Below are 16,971 nucleotides of genomic sequence, written 5' to 3'. Positions count from 1 at the left end.
TGATTATCATTAATTTTATTTTTAAAAAATAGTTCTTTGTATAATAAGATGAGAAATAGAAAAATTACAGAAGCTTTCAATGAAAATAAAGATAATGTACTTATAAAAAGATGTAAGTTGATATTTTTTATAGTAGTTTTATCTATAGTGGTAATCTCAATTTATTACAATAGAGGCTATATGTTTTTTAATGTAACTATGATGACTTTATCTGTATTAATAGTTCCAGTATTTGAAGAATTATTTTTTAGAGAGTACATATGGAATTATTTAAACAATTTTATAAAATCAAAGAGTAAAGTTATATGTATAACATCCATATTATCTGGCATTTATAATATAGGATATATAGATGTTATACGTAATTACATAATGTTATATAATAACTCTTACTATACATTTGAAGTTATTATTTCAAAAATTATTATAGGTACTGCCTTTGGTATTGTACTTGGCATTGTTAAGTCAAGATTTAAAGATGTAAGCTTTTGTATAATCTTGAGAAGTATGTTTGCTATATTTACTAGACAGATAATATGATTATATCTATTTAAATAATATAATTATCTTGTAACAAGTGTATGAAGAGAATAAAGTATAGCTATATATAAAATAAACTCTAATATCTGGAGTTTATTTTTTTGTATGAAATTATTTAAAAAAATTTATATAATAACTAGATAAATTACTACAACACAAATTGAATATAAATATATTTTTTATCACAAGTAAGAAATTAATTATATTACTTAGACAATTTCTTGTTTTAAAGATTAACAATACTATTTGACAGTTTAGACCATAATATGATATTTATATAAAATGAGATGAGTGTACAAACTAAAACTAATTATGAATGAGAGTGATTTACTTGAAGAAATTTTATGAAATATATTTAGATTTAGAGAAAGATATAAGAAATAATGTATATGCAGTAGGAGAGCTTTTACCAACAGAAGTAAAGCTTGCTCAAAAATATCGAGTATCAAGAGAAACTATTAGAAAAGCGCAGTCGCTTTTATTAGAGAAGGGGTTTATACAAAAAAAACAAGGTAAAGGGGCTATTGTTTTAGATATAAATAAATTTGAAATAGAAGGGTCAGGGTTGATTAGTTTCAATGAATTACAAAAGAATAAAAATTTAGATACAGAAATAAGTGTACTAAAAAATAAAAAGGAGATTATGCCTTTAGAAATCTGTAAAAAACTAGATATAGATACAAAAACTAAGGTTATAGCAGTTGAAAGACTTAGAAAAATTAATGGAGAAGCTGTTATTTTAGATAAAGATTACTTTATATCTGAAATAATACCAGAAATACCACTAACAGCAGTTCAAAGCTCAATATTTAATTATATAGAGAAAAATCTAGAACTAAAAATAGGTTATGCAAATAAAGAAGTAACAGTAGCTCCTGTTACAGAAGAAGATAAAATATTGCTAGATGTTGGAACAGATACACATGTTGTAGTGATACGAAGTGAAGTTTATTTAGAAGATACAAGATTATTTCAGTATCATGAATCTAGACATAGGGTTGATACATTTAGATTTGTAGATTTTGCAAGAAGAAGAAATCTTTAATTATATAAAAGAGTGTCTGTTTTGTACTATACTCTCAATTGTTGAATCAAAATTCTAATGATTGGGTTTCAGTATATTTAGACACTCTTTTTTATTAGATTATATATTATTTAATTTTCTATAAATTCTTTATTAAAGTATTTGCTCTTTGAGAATATATATGTAAGGATGCAAGTAATGGCTATAGAAAGTCCCATTGCTAAGAAGTAAACACTCCATTGGTCTGTAAATATAGATAAAAATGCTGGCAGACCTGATATACCTATAGAACTTGCTTTAACATTAAAGTAAGATACAACCCCTCCAGCTATACCTGCACCTATCATAGATGCTATGAATGGGAAACGATAACGTAAGTTTATACCAAATATTGCAGGCTCAGTGATACCTAACCAAGCTGAAATTGAAGCTGTTAATGCAACACCCTTGATTTTTTTATTTTTTAATATAAAGAACATTGTCAAAGCTGCGGCACCTTGCCCAAGGCTAGCCATAACTTGTATTGGCCATAATGTAGCAAATCCTAAAGTACCTATCATTTGTAAATTTATACCCAAGAATAAGTGATGCATTCCTGTTATAACTAATGGAGACAATATGAATCCAAAAAGTGCTCCTGCAAGTACTGCATTAATTTCAAACAATCCAAGAATTCCACTTGTAATTAAATTTGCAAATGACATTGTTATAGGTCCTATGATAGAGAATGTTAAGAAGCCAGTTATTAACAATGTAAGAGGAGCAACAAAAATAAGTTGAACCATCTCAGGAATTTTTTTAGTTAAGAACTTTTCAATTGTTGCTAAAAGATAAGAAGAACATAAAACAGGGATTACTTGCCCTTGATAGCCTATTTTAGCAATATCAAAACCTAATATATTCCAGTAAGTAACAGCTTCAGGTGTTTTAGAGTATTGTGCGCCAGGCATTAAATCTGGATTAATTAAAATAAGACCTAATACAATACCAAGTACGGGATTCCCTCCAAACTTTTTAACAGCTGACCAACCTATTAGTGCAGGTAAAAATGAAAAAGAAGTATTTGCTATAAGATTAATCATATTAGATATACCAGCCCAATTGCTATGAACTTCTAAAAAGGGTTGTTCATAGAAAATTCCTGGGTTAGCAAGTAGATTATTTATACCCATCAATAAACCAGAGGCAACTATAGCAGGTAATATAGGAATGAATATATCTGCCAACACCTTTATAGCTTTTTGAAGTGGATTTAATTTTTTATTAGAAATCTCTTTAACCTCAGCCTTTGTTGCTTCTTTAAGTCCAGTAATTTCTATTAATGTAGCATAAATTTTATTTACAAGACCTGGACCTATAATAACTTGAAATTGACCATTTGAGGTAAAGCTTCCTTTCACTATATCTATTTGTTCTAATTGTTTTATATTAACTTTACTTTCTGAATTTAGAGCAAATCTTAATCTAGTAATACAGTGTGTTGCAGATATTATATTCTCTACTCCCCCAATTGCTTCAAGGATTTGTTTAACCTGCTCTTTATGATGTGTATTTTCTTTTAATGTACTCATAAAATTACCTCCCCCTTAAAATACGATGTTGTATAGACAAATCTTGAAAATAATATACCATAGAGAAATTTTTATGTCAACGTTATCCTAAATCTTTTTAAAATTTAATTGCTAAAAGATAAATTGTATATTATTGGAAAATCGCAAAAGCAAGAGGAAATATGGAAGGAGTATAGGGAATATGTTTTTTATTTAGAGTAAATATTGATTTTAATAAAAAAAAGGTTTATTATAAAAATATAAAAATTGTCTAGACAAAAATGAAAGGAAAAATTTGCATATGGATTTTAAGAAGAAAGTTATTTATCAAATATATCCAAAATCATTTAATGATTCTAATGATGATGGGATAGGAGATTTAAGAGGAATTATAGAGAAGTTACCTTATCTATATAAATTGGGTGTAGATATAATTTGGATTAACCCATTTTTTGTTTCTCCACAAAGAGATAACGGATATGATATTGCTGACTATACATCAATAGATTCTATGTTTGGAACTATGGAAGATTTTGAAAAGTTAGTATATGAAAGTAAAAAATATAATATAGAATTGATGCTGGATATGGTGTTAAATCACACATCAACAGAACATAAATGGTTTAAAAAAGCTTTGGCAGGAGATAAAAAGTATCAAGATTTCTATTTTATTAGAGAGGGTAAAGAAAATAATCAACTACCAACAAATTGGAAATCTAAATTTGGAGGAAATGCTTGGGGTAAATTTGGAGATACAGATAAGTACTACTTACACTTATATGATGTTACACAAGCTGACCTCAACTGGCGTAATCCTAAGGTTAGAGAAGAATTATATAAAGTTGTAAATTTTTGGATAGATAAAGGTGTTAAGGGGTTTAGGTTTGATGTAATAAATGTGATTGGTAAAGATGAAGAATTGAAAGATTCTACAAATAATATAGGAAAAGAAATGTATACAGATAAACCTATTGTTCATGAATTTATTAAAGAAATGAACAAAGAAACTTTTGGAAGAGTTGAAGGTATAACAACTGTTGGAGAAATGTCTTCAACAACTATTGAAAATTGTATATTATATTCTTCTCCAGAAGAAAAAGAACTTTCAATGACATTTAATTTTCATCATTTAAAAGTAGATTATGAAAATGGAGAAAAGTGGAGCGATATACCTTTTGACTTTATGATGTTGAAAAAACTCTTAAATGAATGGCAAGAAAAAATTGAAAGTGGCGGTGGATGGAATGCACTATTTTGGAATAATCATGACCAACCAAGAGCTATTAGTAGATTTTGTAATGAAAAATATAGGGTGGAAGCATCAAAAATGCTAGCTGCTACAATACATCTATTAAGAGGAACACCATATATATATCAAGGTGAAGAAATAGGTATGACAAATCCAAACTTTGAAAAAATGGATGATTATTTAGATGTTGAAACTCATAACGCTTATAATGAATTTTTAAAAAATAAAATTGAAAAAGAAACAATAATGAATATTATAAAGTCCAAATCCAGAGATAATAGTCGTACACCTATGCAGTGGTCAGATAAACTAAATTCAGGTTTTACAAATGGAAAGCCATGGATTAAAATAGCAGAAAATTATAAAGAGATAAATGTTGAAAAGGAACTTAAAGAAGGGTCGATTTTTAACTTCTATCAAAAGTTAATATCTTTAAGAAAGCAATTAAATATTATATCTGAAGGCTCTTATAAGGGGATTTTGTTAGATAATGATAAGGTTTACGCTTATGTTAGAAGCTTAGAAAAAGAAAGATTAATAGTATTTAATAACTTCTATGATTGTGAAGTTGAAGTTGAGATTAGTGAGGAATTTTTAGGAAAATCATTTACATATTTGATAGGGAACTATGAAAAGAGAGATTTAGAACTTAAGTTAAAGTTAAGACCTTATGAAACAGTAGCATTTTATAGTAATGATATAAAAAAATAATAGAAAGAGGTAGTATTAATGAAACCAAATATTTTACTTATGATTTCTCATGATAGTGGTAGAAAATTTAGTAACTATGGGTATAATGTAGAAACTCCATGTATAGATAAATTAGCTCAAGAAGGAATTCAATTTGATAATTATTTTTGTGCAGCACCTCAATGTAGTCCAAGTAGAGGTAGTATACTAACTGGATTATATCCTCATAACAATGGGTTAATGGGGCTTGCACATCTAGGTTTTTGTATAGATTCTAAGCATACAACACTTCCTATGGAGTTACAGAAAAATGGATATGAAACAACGTTAATAGGACTAAGCCATGAAACAATAAATGAAGCACCACCAATAGAAGATAGAGTATTTTCTTCAACTTATGACTTAGGATATGATAATTTTATAGCGATTCCAGGAGATAGAGCTCCTAAGGTTGCTAAAGAAGTAGTTAAATTTTTAGAAGAGTATAAAGAAAATCAAGAAAAGCCATTTTATTTAAATGTAGGATTTTTTGAAACACATAGAGATTTTGATGAATATGAACCTTATGCAGATAAATTGGATGAAGTAGAAGTATTTAAGTTTTTACCTGATACAGAAGAGGTAAGAAAAGATATAGCTTTATATAATGGTTCAGCAAAAGTATTAGATGAGGCAATAGGCAAAATATACAATAAATTACAAGAAACAGAATTAGATAAAAATACAATTGTTATACTGACAACAGACCATGGAGTTGCATTTCCAGGAGCTAAAGGGATGCTAAAAGAAGCAGGATTGGAGACAGCACTTATAATTTTATTACCTAATTCTTCTCAAAAAAATGTGAAAAAAGAAGCACTATTATGTAATATTGATTTATTGCCAACTATACTAGATTTAATCGAAGCTGAAATTCCTAAGAATATAGATGGAGAAAGTTTCGCCAATTTATTAAAAACAAATGAAGATATAGGTAGAGACTCATTTTTTACAGAAATGACATGGCATGACCAGTATAGACCAATGAGAGGAATAAGGACTAATGAATATAGCTATGTTAGAAACTTTGAAGATGGGCCTAAAGTATATATTACAGTTGATTCCCATTTGAGTTTATCAGGTAAAGCTGTTAGAGATAAATTTTATGTCCCTAATGATAAAGAAGAACTTTATGATTTAAGAAAAGACCCACTAGAAGAAAACAATCTAATAAATGATTCAGATTATCAAGACATAGCAAATGAATTGAGAAAGAAAGTTGATAATTGGATGTTAGAAACGAATGACCCACTTTTAAAAGGACCTGTAAAAGGGACAGGTTCAAGTAGATGGAAAACAGAAATAGAAGAGGGTAGAGCTTATCCAGGAAGAGACGAATATTATAGACTATTATCTGATAAGTAGAAAATATTAAACAAGTAAAAAATATTTAATAAAGAAGGTTTTTTATAATGAAAAGTATATCAGTTTTAATTAAACCCGTTTCATCGTTATGTAATTTGAGATGTAGATATTGTTTTTATGCAAATGTGAGTGATTTAAGAGAAGTAAAATCCTATGGTATTATGCAGGAAGATACTATAAAAAACATAGTAAATAATACATTTGAAATTTTGGATAATGGAGATAGAGTTACATTTGCTTTTCAAGGTGGAGAGCCTACTTTAGCAGGGTTAAAATTTTTCCAATATTTTATTGAGTATGTTAGAAAAATGAAAAAAAATATAAGAGTAAATTACTCTATTCAAACTAATGGAACGCTTATTGATAATCAATGGTGTGAGTTTTTAAAGAAAAATAATTTTTTAGTAGGATTATCATTAGATTTACTAGAAGATTTGCATGATAAAAATCGTGTATATTCAGATAATAAGGGAAGTTATATAGACGTAATAAATACAAAAAAACTACTGGAAACATACAAAATAGACTTTAATATACTATGTGTTTTGACAAATCAGATTGCACTTAATCCAAAAGAGGTTTTTAATTTTATAAAAGTAAACGATGTGAAGTATATACAGTTTATCCCTTGCTTAGATGATTTAGATTGCAAAACTAAGTCAGAGTACTCTTTAGAACCTAAATATTTTGCATATTTTTATAAAATAATATTTAAGCTTTGGAAAAATGAGTTTGATAAAGGAAATTATATAAGTATTAATTTGTTAGATAATCTTATATCTATTTTAATTACAGGAATTCCTAGTACCTGTGGGATAATTGGAAAATGCCAACCACAATTTGTAATAGAGGCTGATGGAAGTGTATATCCATGTGATTTTTATGTACTAGATAACTTTAATTTAGGTAATATAAAAGATAACACTTTATTGGATATTTTAAGAAAATCTAAAATGCAAGAATTTTTGCATAAAGATATAAATGAAGAAAGTATTTGTTTAAATTGTAATTTTTACAGAGTATGTGGTGGTGGATGCAAAAGAATGAAAAATTCTATGTATATTGATTCTAGTAACAATTACTGTGGATATAAAGAATTTTTAATGTCTACTTTTAGTGACTTAGAAAAAATATCAGCATTAGTATATAAAAATCAAATACCAAAATAATTTTAGTATTTAGAATTCTAAGTTAAAGTGATTAAAAATTATGTATAATTAAAGGGTTTTGAGAAGAGTAAATTTAGTTAGGATGATTTTAAATGAATGTAATTTTATTTGTAATAGCTATACTTTCAACAACTATAGGAGCTATAACGGGTATTGGTGGAGGTGTAATAATAAAGCCAGTACTAGATTTGGTTGGAGTATTTGATGTTTCAACAATAAGTGTGTTATCATCATTTACTGTGTTATCAATGGCAATTGTTTCTGTATATAAACAAATTAAATCAAAACTTTTTAAAATAAACTTTAGACTTATTTTAATTGGTGGGGCATCAGTATTAGGAGGTACTATAGGTCAAAGGTTACTAGATTTATCTATTTCATATGTAAATAATCCTTCTATAATAAAAATAACTCAAAATATTATAATGATTATTTTGTTAGTAATGGTTTATTTATATAGAGATAAAAGTTTAAATGTTAAGTTTAATACTAACATTACATATTTTATTGTTGGCATTTTTTTAGGGATTATATCTTCATTTTTAGGAATAGGTGGAGGTCCTATAAATGTGGCTGTGTTTACAATATTATTTGGATTATCAGCTAAAGAAGCTGCGTTTAATTCCATTATAACTATTTTATTTTCTAATATTTCAAAGTTAGTTACAGTTTTCATAAATACAGGGTTTGGTATATATGATTTATCTGGATTACCTTTTATGATAATAGGAGCAGTGTTGGGAGGAATTATAGGTTCCTCTATTAGTAAAAATATGGATGACAAAAGAGTTAAATATATGTTCTCGTATATGACTATAATTATTACTGGAATAAATATATATAGTATATTTCAGGTAATATATTTTATGAATTAAAGTGTATAATGTAGATAATATGAGAAGTTAATTTAAATTATTGTGATGAGGAGATTTAATATGTTCAAAAAGTTATTCTCAAAAAATAAAACTGAAGAAGTAAAAAGTAATTATATAAAAGGAATATTACAATCGCCACTTACAGGGAAAGTATTAAGTATAACTGATGTTCCTGATGATGCTTTTTCTAGTAAAATGTTAGGTGATGGGATTGCAATAGAGCCACAAGAAGGAGTTGTGTCTTCTCCTGTTGATGGTGAGGTAATTCAAGTATTTTTGCCATCTAAACATGCTATATGTATAAAGAGTGAAGATGGTTTGGAGATACTAATACATATTGGATTAGATACTGTAAAGATGAATGGCGATGGATTTGAAGCATTAGTAAATACGGGAGACAAAGTTCACTGTGGGCAAAAACTTATAAGATTTGATTTAGAAAAAATTAAAAAAAGCGTTAAATCTGTAATAACTCCTATAGTTATAACCAATTCTTATGACATAGATAAAGTTGAAGTTTTAAGAACTGGAGATATATGTATTGGCGAAGATTTAATGAAAGTTTATAAGTAAATAGGCTTTACCAAGAGGTTTTGTCTAAATAAAAAATATTATAACTAAAAAATAGCTGGACATAATAATATTGAAAGAATGCAGGTATGCTTATTTATTAAGTATACCTTTTTATATTGTGTTTTATAGAAAGTTTATCTGAATAAATAAAGTTTTTCAAAACTATCTTATTATAATTATATTACTTTTACTAATTTCTGATATTTGTGAATTATTGTACTTTTTAGAACTCTATTTTTAAATATATATTGACATATATATATTATCTATTACAATTGATATAAACTAATAAAAATAAAATATTATTAATCAACTTATTGAATGGAGGAATAGAAATGAAATTTGTAACTTTCTGTACTGGCAATGAAGAAAATATAGGTGTATTTAACTCAGAAACAAATAGTATCTATGAAATTAATAGTTTGGGATTAAGTAAATTATATACAGATATGAATGATTTTATTGAAAATGTATCTACAGGAGATTTAGAAAAAATAAAAAACAATTCATTTGAAAATGCAAAGTGTTATAAGTTAGAAGAAGTGAAACTATGTTCCCCAATTGTAAGACCTAAAAAAGATATTATATGTTTAGGTCTAAACTATAAAGACCATGTCAATGAAATTCCAGATGGTGTTATAAAAAATGTAGTTATGCCAGACTATCCAATTTATTTCTCTAAAAGAGCAGATAAGGTAATTGGAGTGGATGATAAGATAAGTTTACATGGAGACTTAGTAGAAAAGTTGGATTATGAATCAGAGCTTGCAGTAATTATAGGAAAAGAAGGTATAAACATATCAAAAGAAGATGCCTATGAATATATATTTGGATATACAATAATGAATGATATAAGTGAAAGAGCACTTCAAGATAAACATGTGCAGTGGTATAGAGGAAAAAGTTTAGATACACATACATCTATGGGACCTTGCATAGTACATAAAGAAGAATTTGAGCATCCTTTAAAACTAGATATAAGTAGTGTGGTAAATGGAGAAGTAAGACAAGATTCTAATACAGAATACTTTATATTTGATATACCTACTGTAATAAGTGATTTATCAAGAGGAATGACTCTGAAGGCAGGAGATATAATTTCAACTGGAACTCCAGCAGGTGTTGCTATGGGAATGAATCCTCAAGTATATTTAAAACACGGTGATGTGGTTGAATGCAAAGTCGAAGGAATAGGAGTTTTAAAAAATATAGTTGATTAATGGATAAATATGCCATATAATTTTATTAGTACGGATAATTTAATTAATATGGGATTAGTCAAATTTAAGATTAATTTACTATAGAGAGGGATGAGTGTATGGCAAAAGAACTAGAACTAAAGTATGGCTGTAATCCAAACCAAAAACCATCAAAAATTTATATGAAAAATGGAGAACTTCCTATAGAAGTATTAAATGGAAAGCCTGGATACATAAATTTTTTGGATGCATTTAATAGCTGGCAACTTGTAAAAGAACTAAAAGAGGCTACTGGTCTTCCAGCAGCGACTTCATTTAAACATGTAAGTCCAGCAGGTGCAGCAGTAGGAGTACCTTTATCAGATACTTTAAAGCAAATATACTTTGTTGATGATTTAGAGCTTTCTCCATTAGCTTGTGCTTATGCAATGGCAAGAGGGGCAGATAGAATGTCTTCTTATGGAGATTTTATAGCACTTTCAGATGAGTGTGACAAAGAGACTGCAACTATTATAGCAAGAGAAGTTTCTGATGGTGTAATAGCCCCAGGGTATACAGATGAAGCTCTTGAAATATTAAAAGGAAAGCGTAAAGGGAATTATAATATTGTAAAAATTGATGAAAATTATACTCCTGAACCTATTGAAACAAAGGATGTTTATGGAATTACTTTTGAACAAGGTAGAAACGAAATATTAATAAATGAAGACTTGTTAAAAGATATTCCAACAGATAATAAAATCTTTACAGATAGTGCAAAGCGTGATTTAATTATAGCTCTTATCACATTAAAATATACACAATCAAATTCAGTTTGCTATGCTAAAGATGGACAAGTAATAGGAGTAGGTGCAGGGCAACAATCACGTATTCACTGCACTAGACTTGCAGGTAATAAAGCAGATACTTGGTATCTTCGTCAACATCCTAAAGTATTAAATTTAAAATTTAAAAAAGATATAGGTCGCCCAGATAGAGATAATACCATTGATGTATATCTTTCTGATGATTATATGGATGTACTTGCTGATGGCATATGGCAAAATTTCTTTGAAGAAAAACCAGAACCTCTTACTGGAGAAGGCAAAAGAGCATGGCTTAAAACTTTAACAGGAGTAGCACTTGGTTCTGATGCATTTTTCCCATTTGGAGATAATATAGAGCGTGCTAAAAGAAGTGGAGTGAGTTTTATAGCACAACCAGGTGGATCTATTCGTGATGATAATGTTATATTAACTTGCAATAAGTACAATATAGTTATGGCATTTACTAAAAATAGATTATTTCACCACTAAAGTATAAAAAATATAAAATAAATACTGATTAAATTAAAAATCTACAACAAGTTTTGTTGTAGATTTTTTTATTTGTTGTATAATTTTAAATAGAACTTTATTTTTAGATATTCAATTTGGAGGATGGTATGGCTTTAAATATAAGAGACTATAGCCTATTGTGTAGTCAAGGTACAGCGAAATTTAATGAAGATGTAGTTGGGATAAGTCCATTTGGTGCATGGGTTTTGGATGGTGCGACAGGACTCAATGGAAGGAATTTAGTATCAGATGAAAGTGATGCAAGATGGTATGTTCAGTGGTGGAATAAGTATTTATATAAAAATATGAATAAAGAAGAATCATTAAAGAGCATTGTTAATGATGGAATAATAGAAGTTAAAAAAGAGTATGAGACAAAGTTAAATGGAATAAAGGTCGAGAAATTAGATTTACCATCAAGTTCTATAGCTATTGTTAAATTTCATGAAAATAAAGTAGAGTATTTTTTATTAGGAGATTGTGCTTTGTTTATTAAAAATGGAGATTCTAAAGTCATAAAAGATAGAACTATTTGTAAATTTGATAACGCTGTGTTTGATGAAATGAGTAAGCTTTCTAATTTAGAAGAAATGACTTTTGATGAGATAAAGTCAAGTGTCATGGACACAATAGTAAGCAATAGATTGAAAAAGAATACCAAAGAAGGATACTGGATATTGGATTTTGATGAGGACGCTGTGGAAAACTCAATATACGGATACTTAGAAATAAAAAAAGATTTTCAACTGATGTTAACAAGTGATGGTTTTACAAGTGCTTGTGATAGGTATAACCTCATAAAAGAAGAAGAATTGATACGTATAGCAGAAAAATTTGGCATAGGATATATACATAATAAAGTTAGAGACTTTGAGGATAACGACTATAAAGCAATTAAGGTGCCAAGATTCAAAGTAAAAGATGATTCATCTTGTTTGTATCTAGATATATATAACGATTAGATTATATGAAATTGTTTAATTTTAGAGGGGCGGTAAGTAAAAAAGTGAAAATTCTTCATATAATAACACAAAAACCAAATAGTACGGGTAGTGGAATATACATGTGTGGTATGATAAAAGGGTTTGAAAAAATAGGTCATGAGCAAGCTGTAATTGCAGGTATAGATGTTAATGACAATGTAAACTGTTTTTCAAGTGATGTAAGTTTTTATCCAGTAAAGTATAATTGTGGAGAATTAAATTTTCCTGTTGTAGGAATGAGTGATTCTATGCCATATGAAAGTACTAGATATAGAGATTTAAATGTAGAAATGATAAATAGATTAAAACATCAATTTAAAATAAATATAGACAGAGCTAAGGAAGATTTTAAGCCAGATATTATAATATGTCATCATTTATATCTTTTAACTGCATTTGTTAGAGAGATTGTGAAAGATATTAAAGTTATGTCTGTTTGTCATGGGACTTGCTTAAGACAGTTAAACACTATAGATTTAGAAAAAGAATATATAATATCAAATATAAAAAAATTAGACTTAATATTTGCTCTTCATAAAAAACAAAAAAATGATATTATAAAGACTTTTGGAGTAAGTGACAGTAAAGTAGTTGTGATTGGCAGTGGATATAATGATAGTGTATTTTATGATAAAAATTATAAAATAAAAAATGATAAGATAAGGATAGTATTTGCAGGAAAGATATGTAAATCAAAAGGATTAATTCCATTTATAAAAGCTATATCCAGACTAATATATCGTAAAGATTTAATAGAAGTAAATTTTGCAGGTACAGGAAGTGATGTTGAATCTTATAATGAGATTGTTAAGCTTGCAAGTCAATCTCCATTTAAAATGAATTTCCTAGGAAAATTAGACCAAAGTGACTTGGCTGAGTTATTTAATAAGTCACATATATTTGTATTACCATCGTTTTATGAAGGATTGCCTGTTGTAGTTTTAGAGGCTTTATCATGTGGACTAGATGTAATTACCACTGATATTCCTGGTGTTAGAGAATGGATTGGTAGTGAGATTAATGATTCTGGCAAGATAGAATATGTAACTCTACCTTCTATGCATGGAGAAGGTATTCCAAATGAAGAAGAGTTACCTATATTTGAGAAGAATTTATATAATGCAATGGACTCTAAAATACAATATCTATTATCTAATTTAGAGAAAAGGTTGTTTGTAGATATGTCAAAAAAAACATGGGACGGTTTAGCTTATAGGATGAATGAAGTTATTTCAATGGATGAGATGTGTTTAATTTAGAATGATTCAAATTATAAAAAAAGTGTAACTATTTTTACACTACTTTTAAGCGAATTTATATTATACTGATACTAAATATATTTATTTTGAGGGAGGTAATTTATGAAGTTTAGTAAAAGAATATTAGCATTAGGTATTTCAGCATTATTATTAAGTGTTAGTTTTCCAACATCAGCAAATGCACTAGATAAAATCGAAAATATCAAAGGAACGGATAAATATGAAACAGCTGGCATTATTGCAGATAAGCAAGATTATACAACAGCTGTACTTATCAATTCTGATTCTACAATGGTAGATGGTATTTCTGCTAGTGGTCTTGCAGGGGTAAATAATGCAGCAATCTTATTAACTAATAAGGATGATATACCAGAAGCCACTTTACAAAGGCTTAATAGAGTTACTAAGATATATATAATAGGTGGCGAAAATACTATAAGTAAAGATGTAGAAAAAATGCTACTTATGAGAAGAATGCAGGTTATAAGAATTGATGGAGTAGATAGAGTAGATACAAGTTATAAAATCGCAGCTGAAATAGAAAAGATAAAAAGAAGTGATAAGACGTTTTTAGTAAATGGATTTAAAGATGAAGCTGATGCAGTGAGTGTTGCGTCTGTTGCGTATAGAGATGGTGCTCCTATTCTATTGACAAAGGATATAGCTTCAGCAGCAGAAGATACAGATTTAGACCCATGGTTTGGTGTTTCACCTGTTCCAGTATATGCAGTTGGAGGAAAATCTACACTAAGTGATTATATAGTAAGTAGATATAGAGCAACTAGAATTGATGGTAGTGATAGATATGAAACTAATAAGAATGTAATTAAGAAGTTTTATAGTGAAACAAAAGATTTTTATGTGGCAAGTGGAGATGATTTAGTTTATGCTTTAGTTGCTTCACCAATGGCTAAAAATACTCCTGTTGTTTTAGTTTCAGATAAAAGCGATAAGAGTATATTAAATAATGCTAATAAAGTTACTGCAATAGGTATAAATGATAATAAGGTTATAGAGCAATGTTTAGAGGCTACAAAATAATAGAATGTTGTCAGTAAAATGAATACATAATATACAGTAAAAGTCAGTATAATGCTTATGTTTTAGTGATATATAGTGTATAAATGTTAAACTATATAAATCTTCTAGTTGATTTTATGATAAAAATCAATTAGAAGATTTTTTTATTAAGATTATGTATCAAAATTATATACTAAAATTGAATTGGGTGTACTAAAAAATAATGGGGCTATCCTAAAATATAGATAAGCCTCTTTTTCATTGTTGAAATGATGAAAATATATTTGATTTCATATAAAAAAAGAGTGCCTAATGAACTAAAAAGCTCATTTTGAGACACCTCCATAAGTGGCAAGATGAATTGAGCCATACACAAAATCATATGACAATTCCATCCTATCATATTCACATCAAAAAGAAGCTATGATGCCTATTTTTTATAAAGAATAAATCTCATAAGATTTATCTTCTTTTAACTTTTCTAACCAAACCATTTCTAAAATATCTAATTCTTCTAAGTAGTCTTTTTCAGTTTTATTATCATCGTGTTTTATAAGTTCTAAAATTTCAAATGTAAATGCTTTTTCTCCATATTTTTTCCAATCATTATTTAAATCTCTTACCATGCATGACCCAGCACCAAGTTGAAATTTGAGGGAGTTAAATTTGCTTTTTATGTCATTGCTCTTTCCAAGGTAAATCTTTTTAGTAACATCACTTTTTATCATAAATACACCAATGTCAAATTTCATTTCCTTGTATAGTTGTTTTAATTCACGTTTTCTATCCATTTTATGAGTACCTCTCTTTATAATTAATATGTAATATGTAAAATTATTTATATATTACATATTATTATAAAGAGATTGATTTCAAATGTAAATAGATTTTGATAAAATTAATTATAAGATTACTATTGGTTAGTATTAATATATAGAAAATTGGCGTTGTTATATGATTTAATGCTATATAAAATTAAAAAGAAGAGTTGACATGATAAAAATTATAGAATAAACTAAAAATGTAATAGTAAATAAATATTAACTATTACATTGGAAGGAAGGTATTATTATGAATAAAAATATAGAATTAATTGGAAATTTTGCTAGTGATTGGATTCGATATAGTGATTATGAATATAAAATTACTGAAGAAGACGAACTGTATATAGTACCAACAGAAGATGCTGTGTTTACTATGTACAATCCATTTGATGTTGCAGATGAAATTATAGTAGATATAATTCGCATAGGGCAAGAAGCATTACAAGATATATCAAAAGAAACTAAAGAAATGAGATTAAAAAAAGAAGTACTCGAATTTGTAAAGAAATATGGACTGTTAGGATTAATTTATTCAAGTGTATATAATAGAGATATTGTTGGTGAAGAAAGAGTACTGATGATTGAAAAGAATTATATTACAAAAGAGAATATATTGAATACTGATGAGTATATAAATATGTTCATCCCATTTGCAAGTGATGAAGATGTGTACTTTAAAAAATATAAACGAGGTATAGATGTATCAAAACGAGAGGAATCACCTAAGTTTTTTGGAAAAAGACCACTGATTTTAGATTTAGTATTTTCAAGGTTTTATACAGAACAATTGGATTGGATTGTAAATTTTGCTAAGGATATGTGTAGACATTTTAATCAAATTTGTGTTTATAAAAATATGTCTAACTTACTAACTGAAAGTGTAACTATTATGTCTGGAGGGTTTAATCCTCAAAAGATTGGATTTTCTATAAGTCAATTAGATAAACCAACTATTGCATGGGAATTTAATTCATTAAAAACAGCCATTGAAACTATCTATGCATTTGCAATTACAAGTGAACCTGCATCTTTAAATAAATGTAAGTACTGTGGAAAGATTTATATACCTACAAATTCTAAATCTCAATACTGTTCGCCTTCCTGTAGAAATTGCTCAAATGTAAAGAAAAGTAGAAGTAGAGCTAAAAAAGATAAGTAAATTAATATATCATTGTTTAGATTTTAATTATAAATAACTATTAAATGAATGAATAGTTATAAAAAATATATCTAAGTAGTGATATATTTTTTTATTGAAAATTTTAATTAAAATAGTAATTTTGAGTTGACAAAAAC

At 27.6% G+C, this 16,971-nt stretch carries 15 protein-coding genes; 13 read left to right on the top strand and 2 right to left on the bottom strand.

Annotated elements, in window-relative coordinates:
• Positions 1-48: 48 nt before the first annotated feature.
• Together KGF50_RS14715 and treR are read left to right on the top strand one after the other, a co-directional pair.
• Complete coding sequence (locus KGF50_RS14715) at positions 49-540, top strand: CPBP family intramembrane glutamic endopeptidase (protein WP_227848745.1); 492 nt, start codon at positions 49-51, stop codon at positions 538-540.
• Between the two features lie 331 nt (positions 541-871).
• Entirely contained in the window at positions 872-1,585 is a 714-nt protein-coding gene (gene treR / locus KGF50_RS14710; RefSeq protein WP_227848744.1) for a trehalose operon repressor, read from the top strand.
• Positions 1,586-1,695: 110 nt separating this feature from the next.
• Here the strand turns inward: treR and treB are convergent, their stop codons facing one another.
• A complete protein-coding gene (treB, locus tag KGF50_RS14705; protein WP_227848743.1) occupies positions 1,696-3,135 on the bottom strand; it encodes a PTS trehalose transporter subunit IIBC in 1,440 nt (479 codons plus the stop codon).
• Between the two features lie 280 nt (positions 3,136-3,415).
• Here treB and treC point away from each other — a divergent pair, with 280 nt between their 5' ends.
• From treC to KGF50_RS14655, 10 genes are all read left to right on the top strand, one after another.
• Positions 3,416-5,074 carry an alpha,alpha-phosphotrehalase gene (gene treC, locus KGF50_RS14700; RefSeq protein WP_227848742.1) on the top strand — a complete coding sequence of 553 codons (1,659 nt, stop codon included), beginning with the start codon at positions 3,416-3,418 and terminating at the stop codon, positions 5,072-5,074.
• Positions 5,075-5,092: 18 nt separating this feature from the next.
• Positions 5,093-6,457, top strand: a complete 1,365-nt coding sequence (locus tag KGF50_RS14695) for a sulfatase (RefSeq protein WP_227848741.1) — start codon at positions 5,093-5,095, stop codon at positions 6,455-6,457.
• A gap of 47 nt (positions 6,458-6,504) precedes the next feature.
• Positions 6,505-7,626 (top strand): radical SAM/SPASM domain-containing protein, encoded by a 1,122-nt coding sequence (locus KGF50_RS14690; RefSeq protein ID WP_227848740.1) that lies wholly within the window; start codon positions 6,505-6,507, stop codon positions 7,624-7,626.
• A 92-nt stretch (positions 7,627-7,718) separates the two neighbouring features.
• Complete coding sequence (locus KGF50_RS14685; protein ID WP_227848739.1) at positions 7,719-8,501, top strand: sulfite exporter TauE/SafE family protein; 783 nt, start codon at positions 7,719-7,721, stop codon at positions 8,499-8,501.
• Between the two features lie 60 nt (positions 8,502-8,561).
• The gene (locus KGF50_RS14680) at positions 8,562-9,074 is read left to right on the top strand and encodes a PTS glucose transporter subunit IIA (protein ID WP_285894668.1); all 513 of its coding nucleotides are present in this window, start codon (positions 8,562-8,564) and stop codon (positions 9,072-9,074) included.
• A 335-nt stretch (positions 9,075-9,409) separates the two neighbouring features.
• Positions 9,410-10,294: a fumarylacetoacetate hydrolase family protein gene (locus KGF50_RS14675; protein ID WP_227848738.1), complete on the top strand. Its 885-nt coding sequence runs from the start codon at positions 9,410-9,412 to the stop codon at positions 10,292-10,294.
• A gap of 98 nt (positions 10,295-10,392) precedes the next feature.
• Complete coding sequence (locus KGF50_RS14670; RefSeq protein ID WP_227848737.1) at positions 10,393-11,568, top strand: phosphoribosylaminoimidazolecarboxamide formyltransferase; 1,176 nt, start codon at positions 10,393-10,395, stop codon at positions 11,566-11,568.
• 128 nt (positions 11,569-11,696) lie between these two features.
• The gene (locus KGF50_RS14665) at positions 11,697-12,551 is read left to right on the top strand and encodes a hypothetical protein (protein ID WP_227848736.1); all 855 of its coding nucleotides are present in this window, start codon (positions 11,697-11,699) and stop codon (positions 12,549-12,551) included.
• Between the two features lie 44 nt (positions 12,552-12,595).
• Positions 12,596-13,831 (top strand): glycosyltransferase family 4 protein, encoded by a 1,236-nt coding sequence (locus KGF50_RS14660; protein WP_227848735.1) that lies wholly within the window; start codon positions 12,596-12,598, stop codon positions 13,829-13,831.
• Positions 13,832-13,933: 102 nt separating this feature from the next.
• Positions 13,934-14,872 (top strand): cell wall-binding repeat-containing protein, encoded by a 939-nt coding sequence (locus KGF50_RS14655; protein WP_227848734.1) that lies wholly within the window; start codon positions 13,934-13,936, stop codon positions 14,870-14,872.
• A gap of 416 nt (positions 14,873-15,288) precedes the next feature.
• On the opposite strand, the gene KGF50_RS14650 is transcribed toward KGF50_RS14655, so the two are convergent.
• Positions 15,289-15,642 (bottom strand): GIY-YIG nuclease family protein, encoded by a 354-nt coding sequence (locus tag KGF50_RS14650; RefSeq protein WP_227848733.1) that lies wholly within the window; start codon positions 15,640-15,642, stop codon positions 15,289-15,291.
• A 280-nt stretch (positions 15,643-15,922) separates the two neighbouring features.
• On the opposite strand from KGF50_RS14650, the gene KGF50_RS14645 reads away from it, so the two are divergent.
• The gene (locus tag KGF50_RS14645; RefSeq protein WP_227848732.1) at positions 15,923-16,834 is read left to right on the top strand and encodes a recombination protein NinG; all 912 of its coding nucleotides are present in this window, start codon (positions 15,923-15,925) and stop codon (positions 16,832-16,834) included.
• Positions 16,835-16,971 lie beyond the last annotated feature (137 nt).

Origin of the sequence: Clostridioides sp. ZZV15-6598 (genome assembly GCF_020657705.1) — a bacterium.
In the GTDB taxonomy this organism is placed as follows: domain Bacteria; phylum Bacillota; class Clostridia; order Peptostreptococcales; family Peptostreptococcaceae; genus Clostridioides; species Clostridioides difficile_F.
This window is presented reverse-complemented; position numbering and strand designations above follow the sequence as displayed.

Coding starts and splice junctions, on each gene's coding strand:
- KGF50_RS14645 (WP_227848732.1), top strand. CDS start 15,923: ATGAATAAAAATATAGAATTAATTGGAAATTTTGCTAGTGATTGGATT.
- KGF50_RS14650 (WP_227848733.1), bottom strand. CDS start 15,642: ATGGATAGAAAACGTGAATTAAAACAACTATACAAGGAAATGAAATTT.
- treC (WP_227848742.1), top strand. CDS start 3,416: ATGGATTTTAAGAAGAAAGTTATTTATCAAATATATCCAAAATCATTT.
- treB (WP_227848743.1), bottom strand. CDS start 3,135: ATGAGTACATTAAAAGAAAATACACATCATAAAGAGCAGGTTAAACAA.
- KGF50_RS14655 (WP_227848734.1), top strand. CDS start 13,934: ATGAAGTTTAGTAAAAGAATATTAGCATTAGGTATTTCAGCATTATTA.
- KGF50_RS14675 (WP_227848738.1), top strand. CDS start 9,410: ATGAAATTTGTAACTTTCTGTACTGGCAATGAAGAAAATATAGGTGTA.
- KGF50_RS14680 (WP_285894668.1), top strand. CDS start 8,562: ATGTTCAAAAAGTTATTCTCAAAAAATAAAACTGAAGAAGTAAAAAGT.
- KGF50_RS14685 (WP_227848739.1), top strand. CDS start 7,719: ATGAATGTAATTTTATTTGTAATAGCTATACTTTCAACAACTATAGGA.
- KGF50_RS14695 (WP_227848741.1), top strand. CDS start 5,093: ATGAAACCAAATATTTTACTTATGATTTCTCATGATAGTGGTAGAAAA.
- KGF50_RS14690 (WP_227848740.1), top strand. CDS start 6,505: ATGAAAAGTATATCAGTTTTAATTAAACCCGTTTCATCGTTATGTAAT.
- KGF50_RS14665 (WP_227848736.1), top strand. CDS start 11,697: ATGGCTTTAAATATAAGAGACTATAGCCTATTGTGTAGTCAAGGTACA.
- KGF50_RS14670 (WP_227848737.1), top strand. CDS start 10,393: ATGGCAAAAGAACTAGAACTAAAGTATGGCTGTAATCCAAACCAAAAA.
- KGF50_RS14715 (WP_227848745.1), top strand. CDS start 49: ATGAGAAATAGAAAAATTACAGAAGCTTTCAATGAAAATAAAGATAAT.